Annotated in this window: 18 protein-coding genes; 17 read left to right on the top strand and 1 reads right to left on the bottom strand. The window is 66.8% G+C overall.

All coding sequences use genetic code 11. The features are described 5' to 3' along the window. Window position 1 precedes the first annotated feature (1 nt). From JQ633_RS08315 to JQ633_RS08390, 16 genes are all read left to right on the top strand, one after another. Complete coding sequence (locus JQ633_RS08315; protein ID WP_211984436.1) at window positions 2-667, top strand: HAD family hydrolase; 666 nt, start codon at window positions 2-4, stop codon at window positions 665-667. 9 nt (window positions 668-676) lie between these two features. Then, window positions 677-1,630, top strand: coding sequence for a sugar-binding transcriptional regulator (locus JQ633_RS08320; protein WP_211984437.1), 954 nt, complete (start codon window positions 677-679; stop codon window positions 1,628-1,630). 373 nt (window positions 1,631-2,003) lie between these two features. Beyond that, a complete protein-coding gene (locus JQ633_RS08325) occupies window positions 2,004-3,317 on the top strand; it encodes an ABC transporter substrate-binding protein (protein WP_211984438.1) in 1,314 nt (437 codons plus the stop codon). A 238-nt stretch (window positions 3,318-3,555) separates the two neighbouring features. Next, the gene (locus JQ633_RS08330) at window positions 3,556-4,428 is read left to right on the top strand and encodes a carbohydrate ABC transporter permease (RefSeq protein ID WP_211984440.1); all 873 of its coding nucleotides are present in this window, start codon (window positions 3,556-3,558) and stop codon (window positions 4,426-4,428) included. Between the two features lie 4 nt (window positions 4,429-4,432). Beyond that, window positions 4,433-5,263 carry a carbohydrate ABC transporter permease gene (locus tag JQ633_RS08335; protein ID WP_211984442.1) on the top strand — a complete coding sequence of 277 codons (831 nt, stop codon included), beginning with the start codon at window positions 4,433-4,435 and terminating at the stop codon, window positions 5,261-5,263. Window positions 5,264-5,279: 16 nt separating this feature from the next. Continuing rightward, entirely contained in the window at window positions 5,280-6,287 is a 1,008-nt protein-coding gene (locus JQ633_RS08340) for an ABC transporter ATP-binding protein (protein ID WP_211984444.1), read from the top strand. A 75-nt stretch (window positions 6,288-6,362) separates the two neighbouring features. Further along, window positions 6,363-7,136: an SDR family NAD(P)-dependent oxidoreductase gene (locus tag JQ633_RS08345; RefSeq protein ID WP_211984446.1), complete on the top strand. Its 774-nt coding sequence runs from the start codon at window positions 6,363-6,365 to the stop codon at window positions 7,134-7,136. Window positions 7,137-7,216: 80 nt separating this feature from the next. Continuing rightward, the gene (locus tag JQ633_RS08350) at window positions 7,217-8,872 is read left to right on the top strand and encodes an FGGY-family carbohydrate kinase (protein WP_211984448.1); all 1,656 of its coding nucleotides are present in this window, start codon (window positions 7,217-7,219) and stop codon (window positions 8,870-8,872) included. 13 nt (window positions 8,873-8,885) lie between these two features. Further along, a complete protein-coding gene (locus JQ633_RS08355) occupies window positions 8,886-9,824 on the top strand; it encodes a carbohydrate kinase family protein (protein WP_211984450.1) in 939 nt (312 codons plus the stop codon). An 85-nt stretch (window positions 9,825-9,909) separates the two neighbouring features. Continuing rightward, on the top strand, window positions 9,910-11,331 hold the full coding sequence (locus JQ633_RS08360; protein WP_211984452.1) for an amidase: 1,422 nt from the start codon (window positions 9,910-9,912) through the stop codon (window positions 11,329-11,331). 84 nt (window positions 11,332-11,415) lie between these two features. Further along, on the top strand, window positions 11,416-12,366 hold the full coding sequence (locus JQ633_RS08365; protein WP_211984454.1) for an ABC transporter permease: 951 nt from the start codon (window positions 11,416-11,418) through the stop codon (window positions 12,364-12,366). Continuing rightward, window positions 12,363-13,259 (top strand): ABC transporter permease, encoded by an 897-nt coding sequence (locus JQ633_RS08370; protein ID WP_211984456.1) that lies wholly within the window; start codon window positions 12,363-12,365, stop codon window positions 13,257-13,259. The genes JQ633_RS08365 and JQ633_RS08370 overlap by 4 nt, the downstream gene beginning before the upstream one ends. A gap of 2 nt (window positions 13,260-13,261) precedes the next feature. Then, entirely contained in the window at window positions 13,262-14,269 is a 1,008-nt protein-coding gene (locus JQ633_RS08375) for an ABC transporter ATP-binding protein (protein ID WP_211984458.1), read from the top strand. Between the two features lie 14 nt (window positions 14,270-14,283). Then, window positions 14,284-15,291, top strand: coding sequence for an ABC transporter ATP-binding protein (locus tag JQ633_RS08380; protein WP_211984938.1), 1,008 nt, complete (start codon window positions 14,284-14,286; stop codon window positions 15,289-15,291). Window positions 15,292-15,348: 57 nt separating this feature from the next. Then, on the top strand, window positions 15,349-16,845 hold the full coding sequence (locus tag JQ633_RS08385; RefSeq protein ID WP_211984460.1) for an ABC transporter substrate-binding protein: 1,497 nt from the start codon (window positions 15,349-15,351) through the stop codon (window positions 16,843-16,845). A gap of 475 nt (window positions 16,846-17,320) precedes the next feature. Beyond that, window positions 17,321-17,932, top strand: coding sequence for a hypothetical protein (locus JQ633_RS08390; protein WP_349631538.1), 612 nt, complete (start codon window positions 17,321-17,323; stop codon window positions 17,930-17,932). Window positions 17,933-18,226: 294 nt separating this feature from the next. Here the strand turns inward: JQ633_RS08390 and bla are convergent, their stop codons facing one another. Continuing rightward, window positions 18,227-19,126, bottom strand: a complete 900-nt coding sequence (gene bla, locus JQ633_RS08395; RefSeq protein WP_211984462.1) for a class A beta-lactamase — start codon at window positions 19,124-19,126, stop codon at window positions 18,227-18,229. A 99-nt stretch (window positions 19,127-19,225) separates the two neighbouring features. Between bla and JQ633_RS08400 the strand changes: the two genes are divergently transcribed. Next, the gene (locus JQ633_RS08400) at window positions 19,226-20,185 is read left to right on the top strand and encodes a LysR substrate-binding domain-containing protein (RefSeq protein WP_211984464.1); all 960 of its coding nucleotides are present in this window, start codon (window positions 19,226-19,228) and stop codon (window positions 20,183-20,185) included. The last annotated feature ends 31 nt before the right edge of the window (window positions 20,186-20,216 follow it).

Genomic DNA, 20,216 nt, shown 5'->3' on the forward strand with positions numbered 1-20,216 from the left:
GATGGATCCGCGGCTTCCCGAGACCGATCTCGTCATCTTCGATTGCGACGGCGTGCTCGTCGACAGCGAGGAATTGAGCTGCCGCTGCCTCGCCGAGGCGATGGCCGACGCCGGCATCGAGATGAGCACCGGGCGGGCGCTCGAACTGTTCCTCGGCCGCAGCACCGCGGCCCTGGTCGACTATTGCCGCGACGTCGGAAAGCCGTTGCCTGCGACGTTCCTTCCCGACCTGGCGCTGCAGGTGCGCGAGACGTTCCGCTCCCAGCTCAGGCCGATCGCGGGTATCGCGGCGGTGCTCGCGGACTTGCGCCTGCCGTTCTGTGTCGCCTCGTCGAGCGACCTGGCGCGGGTAAAGTTCTCGCTCGAACTGACCGGTCTTGCGGCCAGCTTCGGGCCGCGACTCTACACCTCGCAGATGGTGAGATACGGCAAGCCGGCGCCCGATCTGTTTTTGCATGCGGCAGGCGCGATGGGCGCCGAGCCGCGCCGCACGCTGGTGATCGAGGACAGCGTCAGCGGCGTGACGGCGGCGAAAGCCGCGGGCATGAAAGTGTGGGGATTTGTCGGCGGCGCCCACTATCGGTTGGCGGATGGCAGTGCTCTGCTGCGGCAGGCTGGCGCGGATCGAATCTTCGCGGCGATGACGGATTTCTGGACGGAAGGCTGACGTACGACCATGGCTGCGCCCGACAACGAAAAGTCCCGTCTCGACGATGCGGCGCGCGCCGGCTGGCTCTATTTCATCGCCGGCCACACCCAGGACGAGATCGCGAAGATGCTGCAGGTGTCGCGCGCCTCGGCGCAGCGCCTGGTGTCGCTGTGCCTCGCCGAGCGGCTGATCACATTTCGTCTCGAACACCCCATTGCGGCCTGCATGGAGCTGGCGGCGCGCCTGAAGGCGCGGTTCGAACTGGCGCATTGCGAGGTGGTCCCGACCGATCCCGCAGCGCCGCTGTCGACCGCAGGAATTGCCGAGCGCTGCGCCAATTTGCTGGAGACGACGCTGCGCGCGGAGACGCCTGTGATCGTTGCGCTCGGCACCGGCCGCGCGGTGCGTGCCGCGGTCGAGCGCGTCTCGCCGATCGAGCGCCCCGATCACCAGATCGTCTCGCTGGTCGGCAACATCTCGGCCGACGGCTCGGCGAGTTTCTACGACACCGTGGGGCGGCTCGCCGACCGCACCGGCGCGCGGCATTACCCGATGCCGCTGCCGTTCCTGATGTCGAGCGAGGACGAGCGCAACCGCATGATTCGCATCGACCCGATCGCGCGGGTGCGGGCGGTCGCCGCCAAGGCCGACCTCAGGCTGATCGGCATCGGCCAGATGGACCAGAAGGCCCAGGTGCATGTCGACGGCTTCGTCACTCGCGAGGAATTGCTGGAGATGATGCGGCTTGGTGCGATCGGCGAGGTGACCGGCTGGGCCTATGACGCCAAGGGGCGCCTGATCAAGGGCGGCACCAACAAGCGCCTGACCAGCATCCCGCCGCAGATCCCCGCAGAGTCCACCACGATCGCCGCCGCCGTCGGCGCCGCAAAAGTGCCGGCGATCAAGGCCGCGCTGGCGGGGCGGGTGGTCAACGGGCTAATCACCGACGAGGCCACCGCGCGCGCAGTGCTGGAGCGGTAGCACTCGCCAGCTTCCTCGGATTGCGCTCTGCTTCACCTCTCCCCGCCCTTCTGCGGGGAGAGGTCGGATCGCATCGTCAGATGCGATCCGGGTGAGGGGCCAGGCACGCTGCTCATCACGTCAAAAGTGCTCGCCGGATAGAAGCCCCTCACCCCAACCCTCTCCCCGCAAGAGCGGGGCGAGGGAGCGCAGTGCCGTCGCGGATCGACTTTCTTTCGAGGCGAGGTCCGTTCTACCTCCTCCTCCCAGCGTCCGCTGGAACCCACCATCGCGCCCGCCGCCGCCCTCACGCCCGCTTGACAAAATTTGACGACAGGATGAACATACGCCCAACACGTGGGCATATGCTCAACGTGGCATATGGGAGGTCACCTTGAAAAACGTCCTTTGCGCCGTTGCGGGCGCGGCTGCGCTTTTGATCTCTGCCCCCTCGCTCGCCCAGACCACGCTGACGGTGGCGACCGTCAACAATGGCGACATGATCCGCATGCAGGGGCTCACCAGCGAATTCACTGCCAAGAACCCCGACATCACCGTGAAATGGGTGACGCTCGAGGAGAACGTGCTGCGCCAGCGCGTCACCACCGACATCGCCACCAAGGGCGGTCAGTTCGACGTGCTGACCATCGGCACCTACGAGGTGCCGATCTGGGCCAAGAAGAACTGGCTGGTGCCGCTCGACAAGCTCGGCGCCGATTATGACGTCGGCGACCTGCTGCCGAAGATCAAGGACGCCGTCTCGGTCGACGGCAAGCTCTACGCCGCGCCGTTCTACGGCGAGAGCTCGATGGTGATGTACCGCACCGACCTGTTCGACAAGGCCGGCCTGAAGATGCCGGACAGCCCGACCTGGGATTTCGTGATCGACGCCGCCAAGAAGCTGACCGACAAGTCGGGCGGCGTCTATGGCATCTGCCTGCGCGGCAAGGCCGGCTGGGGCGAGAACATGGCGTTCCTCACCGCGATGGCCAATTCGTTCGGCGCCCGCTGGTTCGACGAGAAGTGGGAGCCGCAGTTCAACTCGCCGGAATGGAAGAAGACGCTGTCGACCTATGTCGATCTGATGAAGCAGGCCGGACCTCCCGGCGCCTCTTCCAACGGCTTCAACGAGAACCTTGCGCTGTTCAACGCCGGCAAATGCGCGATGTGGATCGACGCCACCGTGGCGGCGTCGTTCGTGACCAATCCGAAGGACTCCAAGGTCGCCGACAAGGTCGGGTTCGCGCTGGCGCCGAACACCGGGCTCGGCAAGAACGCCAACTGGCTGTGGGCGTGGAACCTGGCGATCCCTGCCGGCTCGAAGAAGGTCGAGGCGGCCGAGAAGTTCATCGCCTGGGCCACCAGCAAGGATTACAGCAAGCTCGTCGCCGCAAAGGAAGGCTGGGCCAACGTCCCGCCGGGCACCCGCACCTCGCTGTACCAGAACCCCGAATATCAGAAAGCCGCGCCGTTCGCGAAGATGACGCTGGCCTCGATCGATGCTGCCGATCCGAACAAGCCGACGGTGAAGCCGGTGCCTTATGTCGGCGTGCAATATGCGGCGATCCCTGAATTCCAGGGCATCGGCACCTCGGTCGGCCAGCAATTCTCGGCGGCGCTCGCCGGCTCCTCCACCGTCGACGCCGCGCTCTCGGCCGCGCAGTCCTCGACAGAGCGCGAGATGAAGCGCGCGGGCTACATCAAGTAGCGCATAAGCGGAAAGCCGCGCGGCGGCCTTCCGGGTCATCCTCAAACAAGAAAGCCTGGGCGCCATCGATCAGCGCCCCGGCCTCAACCGGCCAGCTCATTCCTCCCGAGCCCGGCCACTTGCGGCCATCCTGTCCCGCAGCGGGGTGGCCGCCCCTTTCGGTTGGTTTGATTGACGCGTTTTCTTCACGCGAACCGGCGTCCGCATCGCTGGAAAGCGCACTGGAAAGGAGGCGGGGATGGCGACCCAGCAGACCCAACTGCTCGCACGCACGCTGCTCACGCCCGCGGTGGCGCTGCTGTTCATCTGGATGATCGTGCCGCTGGCGCTGACGATCTACTTTGCGACGCTGCACTACAATCTGCTCGATCCCGGCTCCGAATCCTTCGTGGGCCTGGAGAATTTCCGCTACTTCCTGACTGATCCGGCCTTCCTCGCCTCGCTGCAGAATACCCTTGTGCTGGTCGGCTCGGTGCTCGCGATCACCATCCTGCTCGGCGTGCCGCTGGCGCTGCTGCTCGACCAGCAGGTGGTCGGGCTCTCGATCGTCCGCCTGATGGTGATCGCGCCGTTCTTCGTGATGCCCACCGTCAGCGCGCTGGTCTGGAAGAACCTCCTGATGCATCCGGTGTCGGGCCTGTTCGCCTGGATCGCGCATCTGTTCGGACTGCCCGCGATCGACTGGTTCAACGATGCGCCGCTGTTCTCGGTGATCCTGATCATCTCCTGGCAGTGGCTGCCGTTCGCGACGCTCATCCTCTTGACCGCGCTGCAATCGCTCGACGAGGAGCAGAAGGAGGCCGCCGAGATGGACGGCGCCAGCGCGCTCTCGGCCTTCATCTACATCACGCTGCCGCACCTGGCGCGGCCGATCACGGTGGTGATCCTGATCGAGACCATCTTCCTGCTGACGGTGTTCGCCGAGATCTTCGTCACCACCGGCGGCGGTCCGGGCCTGCAGACCACCAACATCGCGTTCCTGATCTATTCGCAGGCACTGATTCAGTACGACGTCGGCAGCGCCTCGGCGGGCGGCCTGGTCGCGGTGGTGCTGGCCAACATCGTCGCGTTCTTCCTCGTTCGCATCGTCGGCCGGAATCTGGAGGCGTAACGTCATGGCGCGGATGGTCACGACACGGCACAAGGTGATCTCGACGGTGGCGGCCTGGCTGGTCGGCTTCCTGATCTTCTTCCCGATCCTCTGGATGGTGCTGGCAAGCTTCAAGACCGAGCTGGAGGCGTTCGCGATCCCGCCGTCGTTCCTGTTCTTCCACTGGACCACCGAGAACTACGTCACGGTGCAGGAGCGCAGCGACTACCTGCATCACGCGCTCAACTCGATCATCATCGCCGGCGGATCGACCTTGATCGCGATGCTGATCGCGATCCCGGCGGCGTGGTCGATGGCGTTCTCGCCGACCAAGCGGACCAAGGACGTCCTGCTCTGGATGCTCTCGACCAAGATGATGCCGCCGGTCGGCGTGCTGGTGCCGATCTATCTAATCTATCGCAATCTCGGCCTGCTCGACACCCGCACCGGGCTGGTCTTCATCCTCTGTCTCGGCAATCTGCCGATCGTGATCTGGATGCTGTTCACCTATTTCAAGGAGATCCCGAAGGACATCCTCGAAGCGGCGCGGATGGACGGTGCCACGATCGGCCGCGAGCTCATCTATGTGCTGACGCCGATGGCGGTGCCGGGGCTGGCCTCGACCTTGCTGCTCAATTTGATCCTGGCGTGGAACGAGGCGTTCTGGACGCTCAATTTGTCGACGCTCGAGGCCGCGCCGCTCACCGTGTTCATCGCATCCTATTCCAGCCCGGAAGGTCTGTTCTGGGCAAAATTGTCGGCGGCGTCGACGCTCGCGATCGCGCCCATTCTCGTGCTCGGCTGGTTCAGTCAGCGGCAGCTCGTCCGTGGCCTGACCTTCGGCGCGGTCAAGTAGCAGAAAGGCTTTTGCAATGGGTCAGATTACGCTGCAGGGTGTGCAGAAATCGTTCGGGCCGGTCCACATCATCAAGGGCGCCGACCTCGACATCGCTGACGGCTCGTTCGTCGTCTTCGTCGGCCCGTCCGGTTGCGGCAAGACCACGCTGCTGCGGCTGATCGCGGGGCTCGAGGACGTCACGGGAGGGGCCATCCTGATCGACGGCCGCAACGTGGTCGACGTGCCGCCGGCCAAGCGCGGCCTTTCGATGGTGTTCCAGTCCTATGCGCTGTATCCGCATATGAGCGTGCGCGGCAACATCGCGTTCGGCCTGAAGATGGCCGGCGTCGCCAGGGACGAGATCAGCCGCAAGGTCGAGGCGGCAGCTGCAACGCTCAACCTCACGCCCTATCTCGACCGCAAGCCGCGCGAGCTCTCCGGCGGCCAGCGCCAGCGCGTCGCGATCGGCCGGGCCATCGTGCGGGAGCCGAAGGCATTCTTGTTCGACGAGCCGCTGTCGAACCTCGACGCCGCGCTGCGGGTGCAGATGCGGCTCGAGGTGACGCGGCTGCAGAAGCAGCTCGGCACCACCGCGATCTACGTCACCCACGACCAGGTCGAGGCTATGACCATGGCCGACAAGATCGTCGTGCTCAACGCCGGCAAGATCGAGCAGTACGGCTCGCCGCTGGAGCTCTACGAGAAGCCCAACAATCTGTTCGTCGCCGGCTTCATCGGCTCGCCGAAGATGAATTTCATCACCGGCGAGCCGGCGCACCAGCACGGCGCCATGACCATCGGCGTGCGGCCCGAGCATCTCAAGGTCGAGCGCGACGGGCAGGGCGGCTGGCATGGGACGGTCTCCGTCGCCGAGCATCTCGGCAGCGACACCTTCCTCTATGTCGACGCCGGGCCGCAGGGAATGCTGACCGCGCGCTATGTCGGCGAACTGGGCCTCAGTCCGGGCGACAAGGTGTCGCTGATCCCCGAGTCGGCGCGCATCCATCGTTTCGACGACGGCGGAAAGGCGATCCGCGCGTAGGCGCTTCGCGGTCGATCCCGCTCCCGGGCGGGTGACGCGCCCGCTCACCGGGACACAGGCAAAAGGAAGAAGAAAATGTATCTCGAGAAATTCAGGCTCGGCGGCAAGACCGCCCTCATCACCGGCGGCGGACAGGGCATCGGGCTCGCCTGCGCCGAAGCGCTGGCAGAGGCTGGTGCAAAGGTGATCATCGGCGACCGCGACGCCAAGGTCGCCGGCGACGCCACGGCCGCGCTCAAGGCCAAGGGGTTTGATGCCGAGATCGCGCTGATGGACGTCACGGATTCGAAGCGCGTCTCCGAAGTCGCCGACGAGCTGGTCGGCAAATTCGGCAAGGTCGACATCCTCGTCAACAATGCCGGCATCGCGCGCAGCGAGACGCCGGCCGAGACCGTGACCGACGAGCACTGGCTCAACGTCATCGACGTCAACCTGAACGGCACCTTCTGGTGCTGCCGCGCCTTCGGCAACCACATGCTGAAGGCGAAGTCGGGAACCATCGTCAATGTGGGCTCGATGTCCGGCTTCATCGTCAACAAGCCGCAGGAACAGTGCTTCTACAACGCGTCCAAAGCCGCGGTGCACCATCTGACCAAATCACTCGCCGCCGAATGGGCCACGCGCGGTGTGCGCGTCAACGCGGTGGCGCCGACCTATATCGAGACGCCGCTGAATGCTTTCGTGAAGAACAGCCCGCGGATGTACGACGCCTGGATCGGCGGAACCCCGATGGCGCGGATGGGGCAGGTCGATGAGATCGCCTCCGTCGTGCTGTTCCTGGCTTCGGAAGCGGCAAGCCTGATGACCGGCAGCATCGTTTTGGTCGATGGCGGCTACACTTGCTGGTAGGCTTGGCGCCGTAAAGCATGATCCGGAAAAGTGGGGACCGGTTTTCCGAAGAGATCATGCTCAAACAAGACAGAGCGGCCATGCGGCAAGCGTTCATCGGGGTGGATGTCGGGAGCACCAGCGCGCGGGCGGGCGTGTTCGACGAAACTGGAAAGCTGCTGGGTTCGGCGAAGCACCCGATCCGCGTCTGGCACGAGCCCGGCGATATCGTCGAGCAGTCGTCCGATGACATCTGGGCGGCCTGCGTCGCCTCGGTCCGCAACGCAATGCGCGAGGCGGCGGTCGCGGCCGAGCACGTCAAGGGCATCGGCTTCGACGCGACCTGCTCGCTGGTCGTGCTCGACGCGGCCGGGCGGCCGCTCACCGTCAGTCCGTCCGGTGATCCCGCGCGCAATGTCGTGGTCTGGATGGATCACCGCGCGATGGACGAAGCCGGTTTCGTCAACGCGACCGGCGACCGCGTGCTGCGCTATGTCGGCGGCGCCATCTCACCGGAGATGGAGATCCCGAAGATCCTATGGCTGAAGCGGCATCTGCCGGCAACCTTCGCTGCCGCCGGGCACTTCTTCGATCTCGCCGACTACCTCTCGTTCCGCGCCACCGGCTCGCCGGCCCGCTCGACCTGCACGGTCACCTGCAAATGGACCTATGTCGCCGGTGAAGGCGGATGGAGCGAATCTTTCCTCGGCCGGGTTGGGCTGGAGGCGCTCGTCGCCGATCGCTTCGCCCGCATCGGCAGCGAGATCGTCCCACCCGGCTCGCCGCTCGGCCGCGGGCTGTCTGAAAACGCTGCGCGCGATCTCGGCCTGTTGCCGGGGACCGCGGTCGGCGCCTCGCTGATCGATGCGCATGCCGGCGGCGTCGGCGCGATCGGCGGCCGCGACGGCTCCGGCGCCGAGGTCGATGTTTGCCAGCGGCTCGCCTACATCATGGGAACCTCGGCCTGCATCATGGCAACCACCATCGAGCCTTGTTTCGTGCCGGGCGTCTGGGGGCCGTATTTCGAAGGCATGGTGCCGGGCTTCTGGCTGAACGAGGGCGGCCAGTCGGCGGCCGGCGCCGCAATCGATCACCTGCTGCGCTCGCATCCGGCGCATGCCGAAGTGCAGGTTGCGGCGAAGGCCGACGGCGTCGATGTCATCGAATATCTCGAGAAGCGCATCCTGGCGCGGGCGGGCAACGCCGGTGCTGCGGCACTGCTCGCGCGCAATGTGCACGTGCTGCCGGAATTTCTCGGCAACCGCTCGCCCTATGCCGACCCGGGCTCGCGCGCGGTGATCGCCGGGCTCGATCTCGACACCGACGCCTCGGCCATGGAGCGGCTGTTCGTCGCCGGCCTGTGCGGGCTCGCCTATGGCCTCGCCGACGTCATCGACGCGCTGCAGGCCCATGGCGCCAGTGGCAAGACCATCGTGATCGGCGGCGGCGCCAGCCGCAGCCCGCTGGTGCGCCAGATTATGGCCGACACGACAGGCTATACGGTGGCGCTGCCACAGACCCAGGAGCCGGTGCTGCTCGGCGCCGCGATGCTCGGCGCGGTCGCCAGCGGCGCGCACAATTCGATCAACGCGGCGATGGCCGGCATGTCCGCGCTCGGTCGGCTGAGCGAGCCGACCAGACCCGAGCTCGCCGAATTCCATCGCAGGAAACGCGGCGTGCACAGGATGCTGCGCGATCTCGACCGCGGTGCGCGCGAGGCCATGAAGCAGGCGGGCGGCGAGGCCCTATCGGCTTGAGGTGTTTGCAACCATGCTGCTGAGCTGCGGAGATGCGCTGATCGATTTCCTGCCGTCGCGGACGGCCGACGGCCGCGAGGCGCTGACGCCCGTGGTTGGCGGCTCCTGCCTCAACATCGCGGTCGGGATGGCGCGGCTCGATGTGCCCACCGGCTTCGTCGGCGGCATCTCGACCGATACGTTCGGCAAGATGATCGCCGATCATGCCGCTGCCTCGGCCGTCGATCTCAGCCGCGCGACGCGCAGCGATAATCAGGCGACGCTGGCCTTCGCCCGCGTCACCGGCACCGAGACCCAATACGCCTTCTATGACGCCGACACCGCATCGCGGACCTGGACCTATCGGCGCGATGAAGTTGCGCTGGAGGGTGTCGCATGCATCCACACCGGCTCGACCACGCTGGTCCACGACAAGGGCGCGGCCGAGACGCTGGCCCTGATCGAGGACGCAAGGCCGCGCGCGACGATCTCGCTCGATCCGAACTGCCGGCCGAACCTGGTCAAGGACAAGGACGCGTACCGTGCGCGCATGCTGGCGTTCTGCGGCAAGGCCGACATCGTGAAAATGTCCGACGTCGACTTCGCCTATCTGTTCGGCGATGAGCCGTACGCGGCAAGGGCGGAGGCGCTGCTGTCGAGCGGCGCATCGCTCGTCGTGATCACGCGCGGCAATAACGGCGCCTGTGGCTGGCATCGCCAGGCCGGGTCGATCGAGGTCGCGGCTCCCGTGGTGCAGGTGGTCGACACGATCGGCGCCGGCGACAGTTTTCAGGCGGCGCTGCTCGCGGCACTGCATCGGCTGGACCGGATCGCGCGGCCGCGGCTGCGCGACATCGCAGCGGCCGAGCTCACGCGGGCGCTGACCTTTGCCTGCCGATGCGCCGCCATCACCTGCACCCGCGCAGGCGCCGATTCGCCGCGCAGCCGCGAGCTGCCCGCGGGTACGTGGTAGGCCATGCGCCGGAGGTGATGGACTTGGTCCGTGACGCGCGGCACCATGCCGCCATCGATCACGTCAGATGCGAGCGCCGGCCAGAATGAGCGACGATCTCTGTTTCCTGCCCGCCACCGAGCTGCGCGCGCGCATCGCGCGCAAGGAGATCTCTCCGGTCGAGATCACGGCCGCGGTGCTCGCGCGCGCCGAACGGCTTCAGCCGGAACTGAACTGCTTCATCACGCTCTGTGGCGACGAGGCGATGGCGCAGGCCAAGGCCGCCGAGCGGCAGGTGATGGCCGGCGAGCCGCTCGGCCTGCTGCACGGCGTCCCCTTCACCGTGAAGGACATCGTCAGCACCAGGGGCGTGCGCACGACGTTCGGCGCGGTGCCGTACCGGGACAATGTGCCTGACCACGACGCCGTGGCGGTGGCGCGGCTGCGCGAGCAGGGCGGCATCCTGATCGGCAAGACCACGACGCCGGAGTTCGGCAGCAAGTGCCTGACCGACTCGCCGCTGTTCGGCCGCACCCGCAACGCCTGGAGCGCGGAGCGTTCCAGCGGCGGCTCGAGCGGCGGCGCGGCGGTGGCGGTCGCGAGCGGCATCGCGCCGCTGGCGATTGCGACCGACGGCGGCGGCTCGACCCGGATTCCCGCCGCCTGCAACGGCGTGGTCGGGATCAAGCAGAGCAACGGGGTGATCCCGCACAGCCAGGTGCAGGACGCCTTCGGCAACCAGACCTATGTCACGCCGACCACCCGCACCGTCGCCGACACCGCGCTGATGATGCAGGCGATGGCCGGCGAGCACGCCTCCGATCCCTGGTCGATCGGCGTGCCGGTGCCCGACTATCTCGACCTCGCCGCGCCACGCGGCGACCTCAAGGGCAGGAAGATCCTGTTCTGCCTGTCGCCGCGCGGCCGTCCGGTCACCGCGGACGTCGCCGCCGCGTTCAAGGCAAGCCTCGGCCGGCTCGCCGGTCTCGGCGCCGAGCTGGAGGAATTCTCCGGCGATGGCTTCGACATCGAGCCGATCTGGCGCGCCATCAACCACACGGTCTGGCGCACCCGCTTCGAGAAGCTGGCGGCCGATCATCCCGATGACCTCAGCGAGACATTCCTGAAGCAGCTCGCGCTCGCCGCCAAGGTCAGCGGTGTCGAGTACCAGCAGGCGATGTTCGATCGCACCGCGCTGTTCCGCCGTGTCCAGGCGATGCTTGCCGGCGCCGATTATCTGGCGATGCCGACGCTGACGCGCACCGCGCTGCCGATCGACCAAGATCTGTTCGGCACCATCGATATCGATGGGCAAAGCTTCGACAGCGTCCGGCCGCACTGGTTTCCCTGGACCATGCTGTTCAACATGACCGGGCACCCCGCGATCAGCATGCCGGCCGGCTTCGGCCGCGACGGCCTGCCGATCGGCCTGCATCTGGTCGGCCGCTTCCGGGCCGACGCGGAACTGCTGCGGGTCTCCGCGCTGTTCGAGCAGGCCACCGACCTGCTCGGCCGTCGGCCGGGCTGAGGGCGTGGAGCGGGATACTGGGGCTTGCATTCGCCGCTGAAGATGTTGAAACGTGCAGCTCCGTATCTCTGAAGTCCGGAGCGCATGAGCGTATTCCTCCTACGGCGGATTCTGACCCTGGTGGCGACGCTGTTCGCCGCCTCGCTGATCATTTTCCTGGTGCTGGATGCGCTGCCCGGCAATGCCGCGCAGATGCTGATGGGCGCCGACGCTTCGCCCGATGCGGTGCGGGCGCTCACCGTCAAGCTCGGGCTCGATCAGCCGCTGACGGTGCGCTATCTGCTCTGGATCAAGGGCATGGTGTCGGGCGACCTCGGCAACTCCTATGTCTACGGCACGCCGGTGGCCGGCCTGATCGCGGAGCGGCTGGTGCTGACGATCCCGCTCGCGATCATGGCGATGGCGATCACGGTGGTGCTGGCGCTCACCGCCGGCATCTACACCGCCGCCAATCACAACAAGGCCGGCGACGTCGGCGTGATGTCGCTGACCCAGGTCGGCATCGCGTTGCCGAACTTCTGGTTCGCGATCCTGCTGATCCTGCTGTTCTCGGTGAAGCTGCAATTGCTCTCCGCCGGCGGCTTTGCCGGCTGGGATGACGGCATCTGGCCGGGCATCAAGTCGCTGCTGCTGCCGGCGATCTCGCTCGCCGTGGTGCAGGCCGCGATCCTCGCCCGCGTCACGCGCTCGGCCGTGCTCGAGGTGCTGCGCGAGGACTTTGTCCGAACGGCGCGCGCAAAGGGGCTCGGCAAGCGCGAGGTGCTGTGGCGCCACGTGCTGCGCAACGCCATGATCCCTGTCATGACGGTGATGGGCCTGCAATTCGCCAATCTCCTGGCCGGCACCATCGTGATCGAGAACGTGTTCTATCTGCCCGGCCTCGGCCGGCTGATCTTCCAGTCGATCGCCAATCGCGACCTGATCGTGGTGCGCAATTGCGTGATGCTGCTCGCGGCCATGGTGGTCATCGTCAACTTCGTGGTCGATGTGCTCTATGCCTTCATCGACCCGCGCATCAAGGTGGCCAACCTGTGAGCGCGCCGCTGACCGCTTCAGCCGGTGCGCCGGCGCTGACACCGGGTGCTCGGCCCGCAACAGGCTTCTGGCGCCGCGCGCTGCGCCACCGCAGCTTCGTGCTCGGCGCCGTGCTCAGCCTATTGGTGCTCGGCGCCGCGCTGCTGTCGCTGGTCTGGACGCCATGGTCGGCCTACGACATCGACGTCGCTTCGAAGCTGCGGCCGCCGTCGGCGGCGCATTGGCTCGGCACCGACGTGCTCGGCCGCGACATCGTCTCGCTGCTGCTGGTCGGCGCACGCGCCACCATCATGGTCGGCGTTATCGCCGTTAGCATCGGTCTCTCCTTCGGCGTCTGCCTCGGCCTGATCGCGGCCGCGTGCAAGGGCTGGACCGAGGAGCTCATCATGCGCTTCAGCGATTTCACCTTCGCCTTTCCGGCGGTGCTGTCGGCGATCATGCTCGCTGCGGTGGCCGGCCCGGGCATGCTGACCTCGATCACCGCGATCGGCATCTTCCAGATCCCGACCTTCGTCCGCGTCACCCGCGGCTCCGCCAACGCGATCTGGGCGCGCGAATTCGTGCTGGCCGCGCGCGCCGCCGGCAAGGGCGGCTTCCGCATCACCATCGAGCACGTGCTGCCGAACATCCTGTCGATCCTGATCGTGCAGGCGACGATCCAGTTCGCTCTTGCGATCCTCGCCGAGGCCGCGCTGTCCTATCTCGGGCTCGGCACCCAGCCGCCGCAGCCGTCCTGGGGGCGGATGCTGAACGACGCGCAGACGCTGCTGTTCCAGTCGCCGATGCTCGCGGTCTATCCGGGAGCAGCGATCGCGATCGCCGTGCTCGGCCTCAATCTGCTCGGCGACGGCCTGCGCGATCTGCTCGATCCGCGGCTGGCGCGGGAGCGATGAGCATGAGCGAGGCAGGCGCACCGCTGATCGAGGTCAGGGATCTCGGTATCAGGCTCAACACCAGCCGCGGTCCGGCGCAGGCCGTCCGCGGCGTCAGTTTCTCGTTGAAGCGCGGGGAGACGCTCGGGCTGGTCGGCGAATCCGGCTGCGGAAAATCCGTCACCGCGCTCGCATTGATGGGCCTGTTGCCGGACAGCGCCGTCGTCAGCGGCAGCATCCGGCTCGAGGGCTCGGAGCTGCTCGGGCTATCGGATGCGAATTACTGCAAGCTGCGCGGCAATCGCATCAGCATGATCTTCCAGGAGCCGATGACCGCGCTCAATCCGATGCACACCATCGGCCGGCAGGTCGCCGAGCCGTTGCGCCGGCACACCGGCTGCTCGGCGGGCGAGGCGCGCAAGCAGGCGATTGACTTGCTCGACCGCGTCGGGCTTTCCGATGCGGCCAGGCGCGTCGATGCCTACCCGCACCAGTTCTCCGGCGGCCAGCGCCAGCGCATCACGATCGCGATGGCGCTGGCCTGCCAACCCGACGTGCTGATCGCCGACGAGCCGACCACCGCGCTCGACGTCACCATCCAGGGCCAGATCCTCGATCTGATCGCCGATCTGGTCGAGGAGCGCGGCATGTCGATGATCCTGATCTCGCACGATCTCGGCGTGATCGCCGAGAACGTGCAGCGCATGATGGTAATGTATGGCGGCACCGTGGTCGAAAGCGGCGCCACCGATGCGGTGTTCAACCGGATGGGCCATCCCTACTCGCAGGGCCTGTTCCGCGCCCGCCCACGGCTCGGCGCGCGCAAGGGCACGCGGCTGACGACCATCGCCGGCACCGTGCCCGAGCTGGCCGATCTGCCCGCGGGCTGCACCTTCGCCGATCGCTGCGTGCTCGTCGAGGATCGCTGTCGCACCGCGCTGCCAAGTGTGGTGGATGTCGGCGCCGGCCATGGCGTGCGCTGTGTCAGGACCGACGTCTCGATGGCCGCCGCCGTGGGAGCCCCCGCATGACCGGCGAGACTTCCGTGCGCGCAACGCCGCTGCTCGACGTGAAGGATCTCGTGCAGCGCTACACCCTGCCGCGTGAAAGCCTGTTCAAGCCGCCGGCGCAGGTGCATGCGCTCAACGGCGTCACCGCGCAGGTCATGGCGGGCAGGAGCCTGGGCGTGGTCGGCGAGTCCGGCTCCGGCAAATCCACCTTTGCGCGCGTCGTGATGGCGCTGGAGCGGCCGACGTCGGGCTCGGTCTCGCTGCTCGGCCGCGATCTCAATCAGCTGCCCGCCGATGAACTCCGCCGCGCGCGCCGCGACTTCCAGATGGTGTTCCAGGATCCCTACGGCTCGCTCGATCCACGGCAGACCATCGCGCGGATCGTCGCCGAGCCGCTGACCGCGCTGGGGCGGATCGATCGCGGCACCCTGCGCGAGCGGGTCGCGGCGGTGCTGCGTCAGGTCGGCCTGCGTGACGCCGACATGGACAAATTTCCGCATGAGTTCTCGGGCGGCCAGCGCCAGCGCATCGCGATCGCGCGCGCGCTGATCACCCAGCCCAAGCTGATCGTCGCCGACGAGCCGGTCAGCGCGCTCGACGTCTCCGTGCAGGCGCAGGTGCTCAATTTGATGCAGGACCTGCAGGACCAGTTCGGGCTCAGCTACATCCTGATCAGCCACGACCTCGCGGTGGTCGATCTGATCTGCGACGAGATCGCGGTGATGTATCTCGGCCGCATCGTCGAGCAGGGGCGGCCGGAGGATCTGTTCGCGCACAGCGCTCATCCTTATACGCGCGCGCTGCTGGATGCCGTGCCGCGCGCCCAGGCCGGCGGCGCCCGTCGGCGTCGCGGCGCCCAGGCGATCGCCTCGCAATCATCTGCCGGTACGGGGTGTCCCTACGCGCCGCGCTGTCCGCTGGCCGACCAGCATTGTCGCGAGATCGCGCCTGCGCTACGCGATGTGGGGCCGGCCCATCTCGCCGCGTGCCATCGCGCGGAGGCGGTGATGGCGCTGCCGCCGGCGGTGGCGGAGGCGGGTTAGCCTTTTCTGCTGAAGTGGCCTAGGCTTTCAAAAAATCATGTCCGGGGGATCGAACCAATGTTGAAGAGATTGTGCATCGCTGCGGTGGCTGCCGCGTTCGCCATGGCGCCGCTGCCGGGTCTGGCGCAGTCCAAGAAGGACAGCGTCGTGATGGGCATGACGCTGGAGCCGCCGGGGCTCGATCCCACCAACGCGGCGGCCGCGGCGATCGCCGAGGTCACGCTCTACAACATCTATGAGACGCTGACGAAGATCAACGAGGATGGCTCGGTGTCGCCGCTGCTCGCCGAGAGCTGGCAGGCCTCGCCGGATCTGACGACCTACACCTTCAAGCTCCGCAAGGGCGTCAAATTCCACAATGGCGAGCCGTTCGATTCCGCGGCGGTGAAATTCTCCTACGAGCGCAACGCGGCGCCGACCTCGACCAACAAGGACAAGAGCCTGTACCAGGCCTTCGAGTCCGTCACCGCGCCCGATGCTGAGACCGTCGTGGTGAAGCTGAAATATTCCGAGCCGAACCTGCCGTTCCTGATCGGTCAGGCGTCGGGCTCGATCGTCGAGCCGAAGAGCGCGCCGACTGACGTGACGCAGCCGGTCGGCACCGGCCCCTACACGCTCAGTGCCTGGGCCAAGGGCTCGTCCATCACGCTGGCGAAGTGGCCGGAGTATCGCAACGCGGCTGCGATCAAGCTGTCCAAGGTGACGATCCGCTTCATCGGCGATCCCGCCGCGCAGGTCGCGGCGCTGCTGTCGGGTGACGTCGATGCGTTCCCGCGCGTCGCCGCGGCCCGCAGTCTTGCGCAGTTCAAGGCCGATCCGCGCTTCACCGTGCTGGTCGGCGGCTCCAAGGCCAAGACCATCGTCGGCATCAACGAGCGCAAGAAACCGCTCGACGACGTCAGAGTTCGCCGCGCCATCCTCGCCGCGATCGACCGCAAGGCGATGATCGACGGCGCCGTCGACGGCTTCGGCACGCCGATCGGCAGCTTCTACGTGCCGGGCTCGCTCGGCTATGTCGATACCACCGGCATCAATCCCTACGATCCTGAAAAGGCCAAGAAGCTGCTGGCCGAAGCCGGCGTCAAGACACCGCTCGAGCTCTCCCTGAAACTGCCGCCGCCGCCCTACGCACGGCAGGGCGGCGAGATCCTCGCGGCGCAGCTCGCCAAGATCGGCATCACGGCCAAGATCGAGAACGTCGAATGGGCACAGTGGCTGTCGCAGGTGTTCGCCGGCAACGGCCCGCACAATTTCGATCTCACCATCGTCTCGCATGTCGAGCCGTTCGACCTCGTGAAGATTACCGAGCCCGACTATTATCTCGGCTACAACAACGAGGCGTTCAACGCGCTCTACAAGCAGATCATGTCGACACCGGACGAAGCCGGCCGCGCCAAGCTGCTCGGCGACGCCCAGCGCATGCTGGCGACCGACGCGGTCGCCGGCTTCCTGTTCCAGCCGCAATGGATCACGATCACGAGCAAGAAGCTGAAGGGCGTCTGGAAGGAAGTCCCGCAGTTCGAGAACGATTTCTCGGCGTGGTCGTGGGAGTAGGGCGGCAGCGCATGCGTCACCCCCTGTAAGACTCACAAGCAGCCGCCAGGCATTCAGTGTCGTCCCTGCGAAAGCAGGGACGATACAGGATATGCTGCACTGCTGTTCGACCCGTCATCCTGAGGTGCGAGCGGAGCGAGCCTCGAAGGGTGCACGGCCACCAGCCGGGCCGATTCATCCTTCGAGACGCGCTACGCGCTCCTCAGGATGACGGGATAGCGGACGGATGACGAGGCAAAACTAATTCGTCTGCCCCGTGCCCGCACCAACCACCGTCCGTGCCGCACGGGCAATCGCCGTGTTGCACTTTTCCGCGGGTGTCCCGGAATGACACGGAGAATCATCCGTCAGCATCGGAACAATCGCTCGAAGTTGCGCATCGCCCGGGAATGACTGTTGAGGGCGCTCGTACCTTGCCTTTGAACTTCCCCGACCGCTCGCGCCACTACTAGTCATAGCCGTGGCGGATGCTCCCGTGCTCCGCCTTGAGCAGGCCACGCCAGCAACGGGGAATATTGCCATGGGACGCGCGCCGCTGCCGCTGCCGCAATACACGCCGCCAGGCCCGGTGGAACCGATGCCGAATATGGCGGCGCCGCAACTGCAATGCGCGCCGCTTGCCAAGGTGTACAACGCCGCCGTCTTTCCCTACCTTGCCAATGAAGTCGCGACGTCCCGCACCGAGGTCGGCCATCTCGGTGCGGACGTCAGTCTGGTTCCGCCGGCTGCCGCCTGCCAATATCTCATCATCTGGGATTTCGGTGTCGACTGGCGGCATCTCAAGAACATCGCCAAGCGCGATCCGCTGCTGGCGGCGCAGCTCATGCGATTCGAGACCGACAAGTCCCTGCAGTTCCAGATCGTCGGATACAGCGACAGCACCGGCGGCGAACGGAACAACAACTTCCTGCGCACGGGCCGGGCCAAGAACGTCTTTCATCTGTTCGGGCCAAGCGCCCGCTCGCGCGTCTTCTCCGTCAAGCCCGCTCCACACTTCGAGTATCTGAAGGACAACACGACCGCGATGAACAGGGCTGCCAATCGCGCCGTGGTCGTCGAAATCTTCGCTGGTGGCGGGACGATCTAGCCACCATCCACGACGCGAATGGAGCGTCGGGTGGTTGTGGGAGTGGGGCGGGAGGACCCGTCATCCCCTGTATGACTCACCAGCGGCCGCCCAGCATTCAGTGTCGTCCCCGCTTTCGCAGGGGCGACACCGAGTGTGTTGCACCGCTATTCCACCCGTCACCCTGAGGAGCGCGCACTCGCGCGCGTCTCGAAGGGGCGACGGCCACCAGCCGGGCCGATTGATCCTTCGAGACGCGGCTAACGCCGCTCCTCAGGATGACGGGGGATGGGTGGAGGGATGACGAGGGCAAAGCTAATTCGTCTGCCCCGCACTCGCACCAACCACCGCGCGCGCCACGCTGGCAATCGCCTCGTTGCACTTGTCCGCAGGCGCGGTGGCACCGGTGAGATACACCGTGATCACGATCGGCTTGCGGCCGGGCGGCCAGAACACGCCGATGTCGTTGTAGGTAGCGCGCTCGCCGGTACCGGTCTTGTCGCCGACTCGCCAGTCCCTCGGCACACCGGCGCGCAGCCGCGCGTCGCCGGTCTTGTTGGCGACCATCCAGTCCGCCAACTGCTGGCGCGAGGACGCCGACAGGGCATCGCCGAGCAGCACGCGCTGCAAATTCTTCAGCATCGCGGTCGGGCTGGTGGTGTCGCGCGGATCGCCCGGCACGGCCTCGTTCAGCGCCAGCTCCCAGCGATCGAGCCGGCTGACGGTGTCGCCGATAGAGCGGAAGAAGCTGGTGAAGCCTTCAGGCCCGCCGATCTCGCGGAGAATCATGTTGCCGGCGGTGTTGTCGCTGCGGGTGATCGCGGCCTCGCAGATCTCGGCGAGCGTCATGCCGGATGTAACGTGTTCCTTGGTCACCGGCGAGTTGGCCAAGATATCCTTGGCCTCGAACCGCACCCGTTGATCGAGGCGGGATTCGCCGCGGTCGACCCGGCGCAGCACCGCGGCCGATGCCAGCGCCTTGAAGGTGCTGCACATCGGAAAGCGCTCGTCGGCGCGCAGGCCGGCGCGTAATCCGGTTTCGGTGTCGAGCGCGGCGATGCCGAGCCGGCCGCCGGTTCCTTGCTCGATGCGGGAAAACTCCTGCTGCAGCCGCTGCGTCACCTCGTCGCGTTCCGCCGCCGCGCTGTATCTCGGCAGCGCGAATGAAACCGCAAGGCCCAGCGTGCGCGCGCCGAATGTCCGTCTCGTCAGCATGTCGATTCTCCGTTGCTGCCGCGAACCTGCCGTCCGGCGTGACGATCGACAAACAATCATTTATACAGCGAGGCATGAGGAAAACTTGGTCATGACCGCGTGCGCCGGCATCTCCCGTTGAACGCGCTGCGCGCTTTCGAGGCCTCGGCGCGGCTGCTCAGCTTCACCCGTGCCGGGATGGAGCTGCGTGTGACGCAGACCGCGATCAGCCATCAGGTCAAGCAGCTCGAGGGCACGCTCGGCGCGTCGCTGTTCCGCCGCCTGCCGCGCGGGCTGGTGCTCACCGACGAGGGCCTCGCGCTGTTGCCCGTGCTCACCGATGCGCTGGACCGCATCGGCGCCGCGATCGACCGCATCGAGGCCAAGGGCACGCGCGAGGTCGTCACCGTCGGTTGCGTCACGACCTTCGCCACCGGCTGGCTGCTGCAGCGGATCGACCGCTTCAAGCGCGCGTATCCCTATATCGACCTGCGGCTGCTCACCAACAACAACCGCGTCGACATCGCTGGTGACGGGCTCGACCTCGCGCTGCGGTTCGGCGACGGCTCCTGGCACGGCACCGAGGCGATCCACCTGTTGTCCGCGCCGCTGTCGCCGGTGTGCCGGCCCGACATCGCCACGCGGCTGCGCAAGCCGTCCGACCTCACGCAGGAATTCCTGCTGCGCTCCTATCGCGCCGAGGAATGGCCGCTGTGGTTCGCGGTCGCCGGGGCGCCGTGCCCGAAGATCCAGGGGCCGATCTTCGACAGCTCGGTCGCGATGGCGGAAGCCGCTGCGCGTGGCGTCGGCATCGGTCTGGTGCCGGTCGCGATGTTCGGCAATGAGCTCGTCACCGGCCGGCTGGCCCGCCCGTTCGCGGCCGAGGTGCCGGCAGGCTCGTACTGGCTGACCTGGCTGAAGTCGAAGGACGTCACGCCGGGCATGCGCGCGTTTCGTGACTGGCTGCTGGAGACGTTGCGGACGGATGCGGGTGAGGTGGAGGCGGTGAGGGAGGCGCCTTCTGCGCGACCGAAGGTTAAGAGGAAGAGCAAGAGGAAGGCCGCGAAGAGACAACGTTAGCCAAGACGTTGGGTAGCGCCGTCTGACCCGT

This window comes from Bradyrhizobium tropiciagri (assembly GCF_018130505.1).
GTDB classification, from domain to species: domain Bacteria; phylum Pseudomonadota; class Alphaproteobacteria; order Rhizobiales; family Xanthobacteraceae; genus Bradyrhizobium; species Bradyrhizobium tropiciagri_B.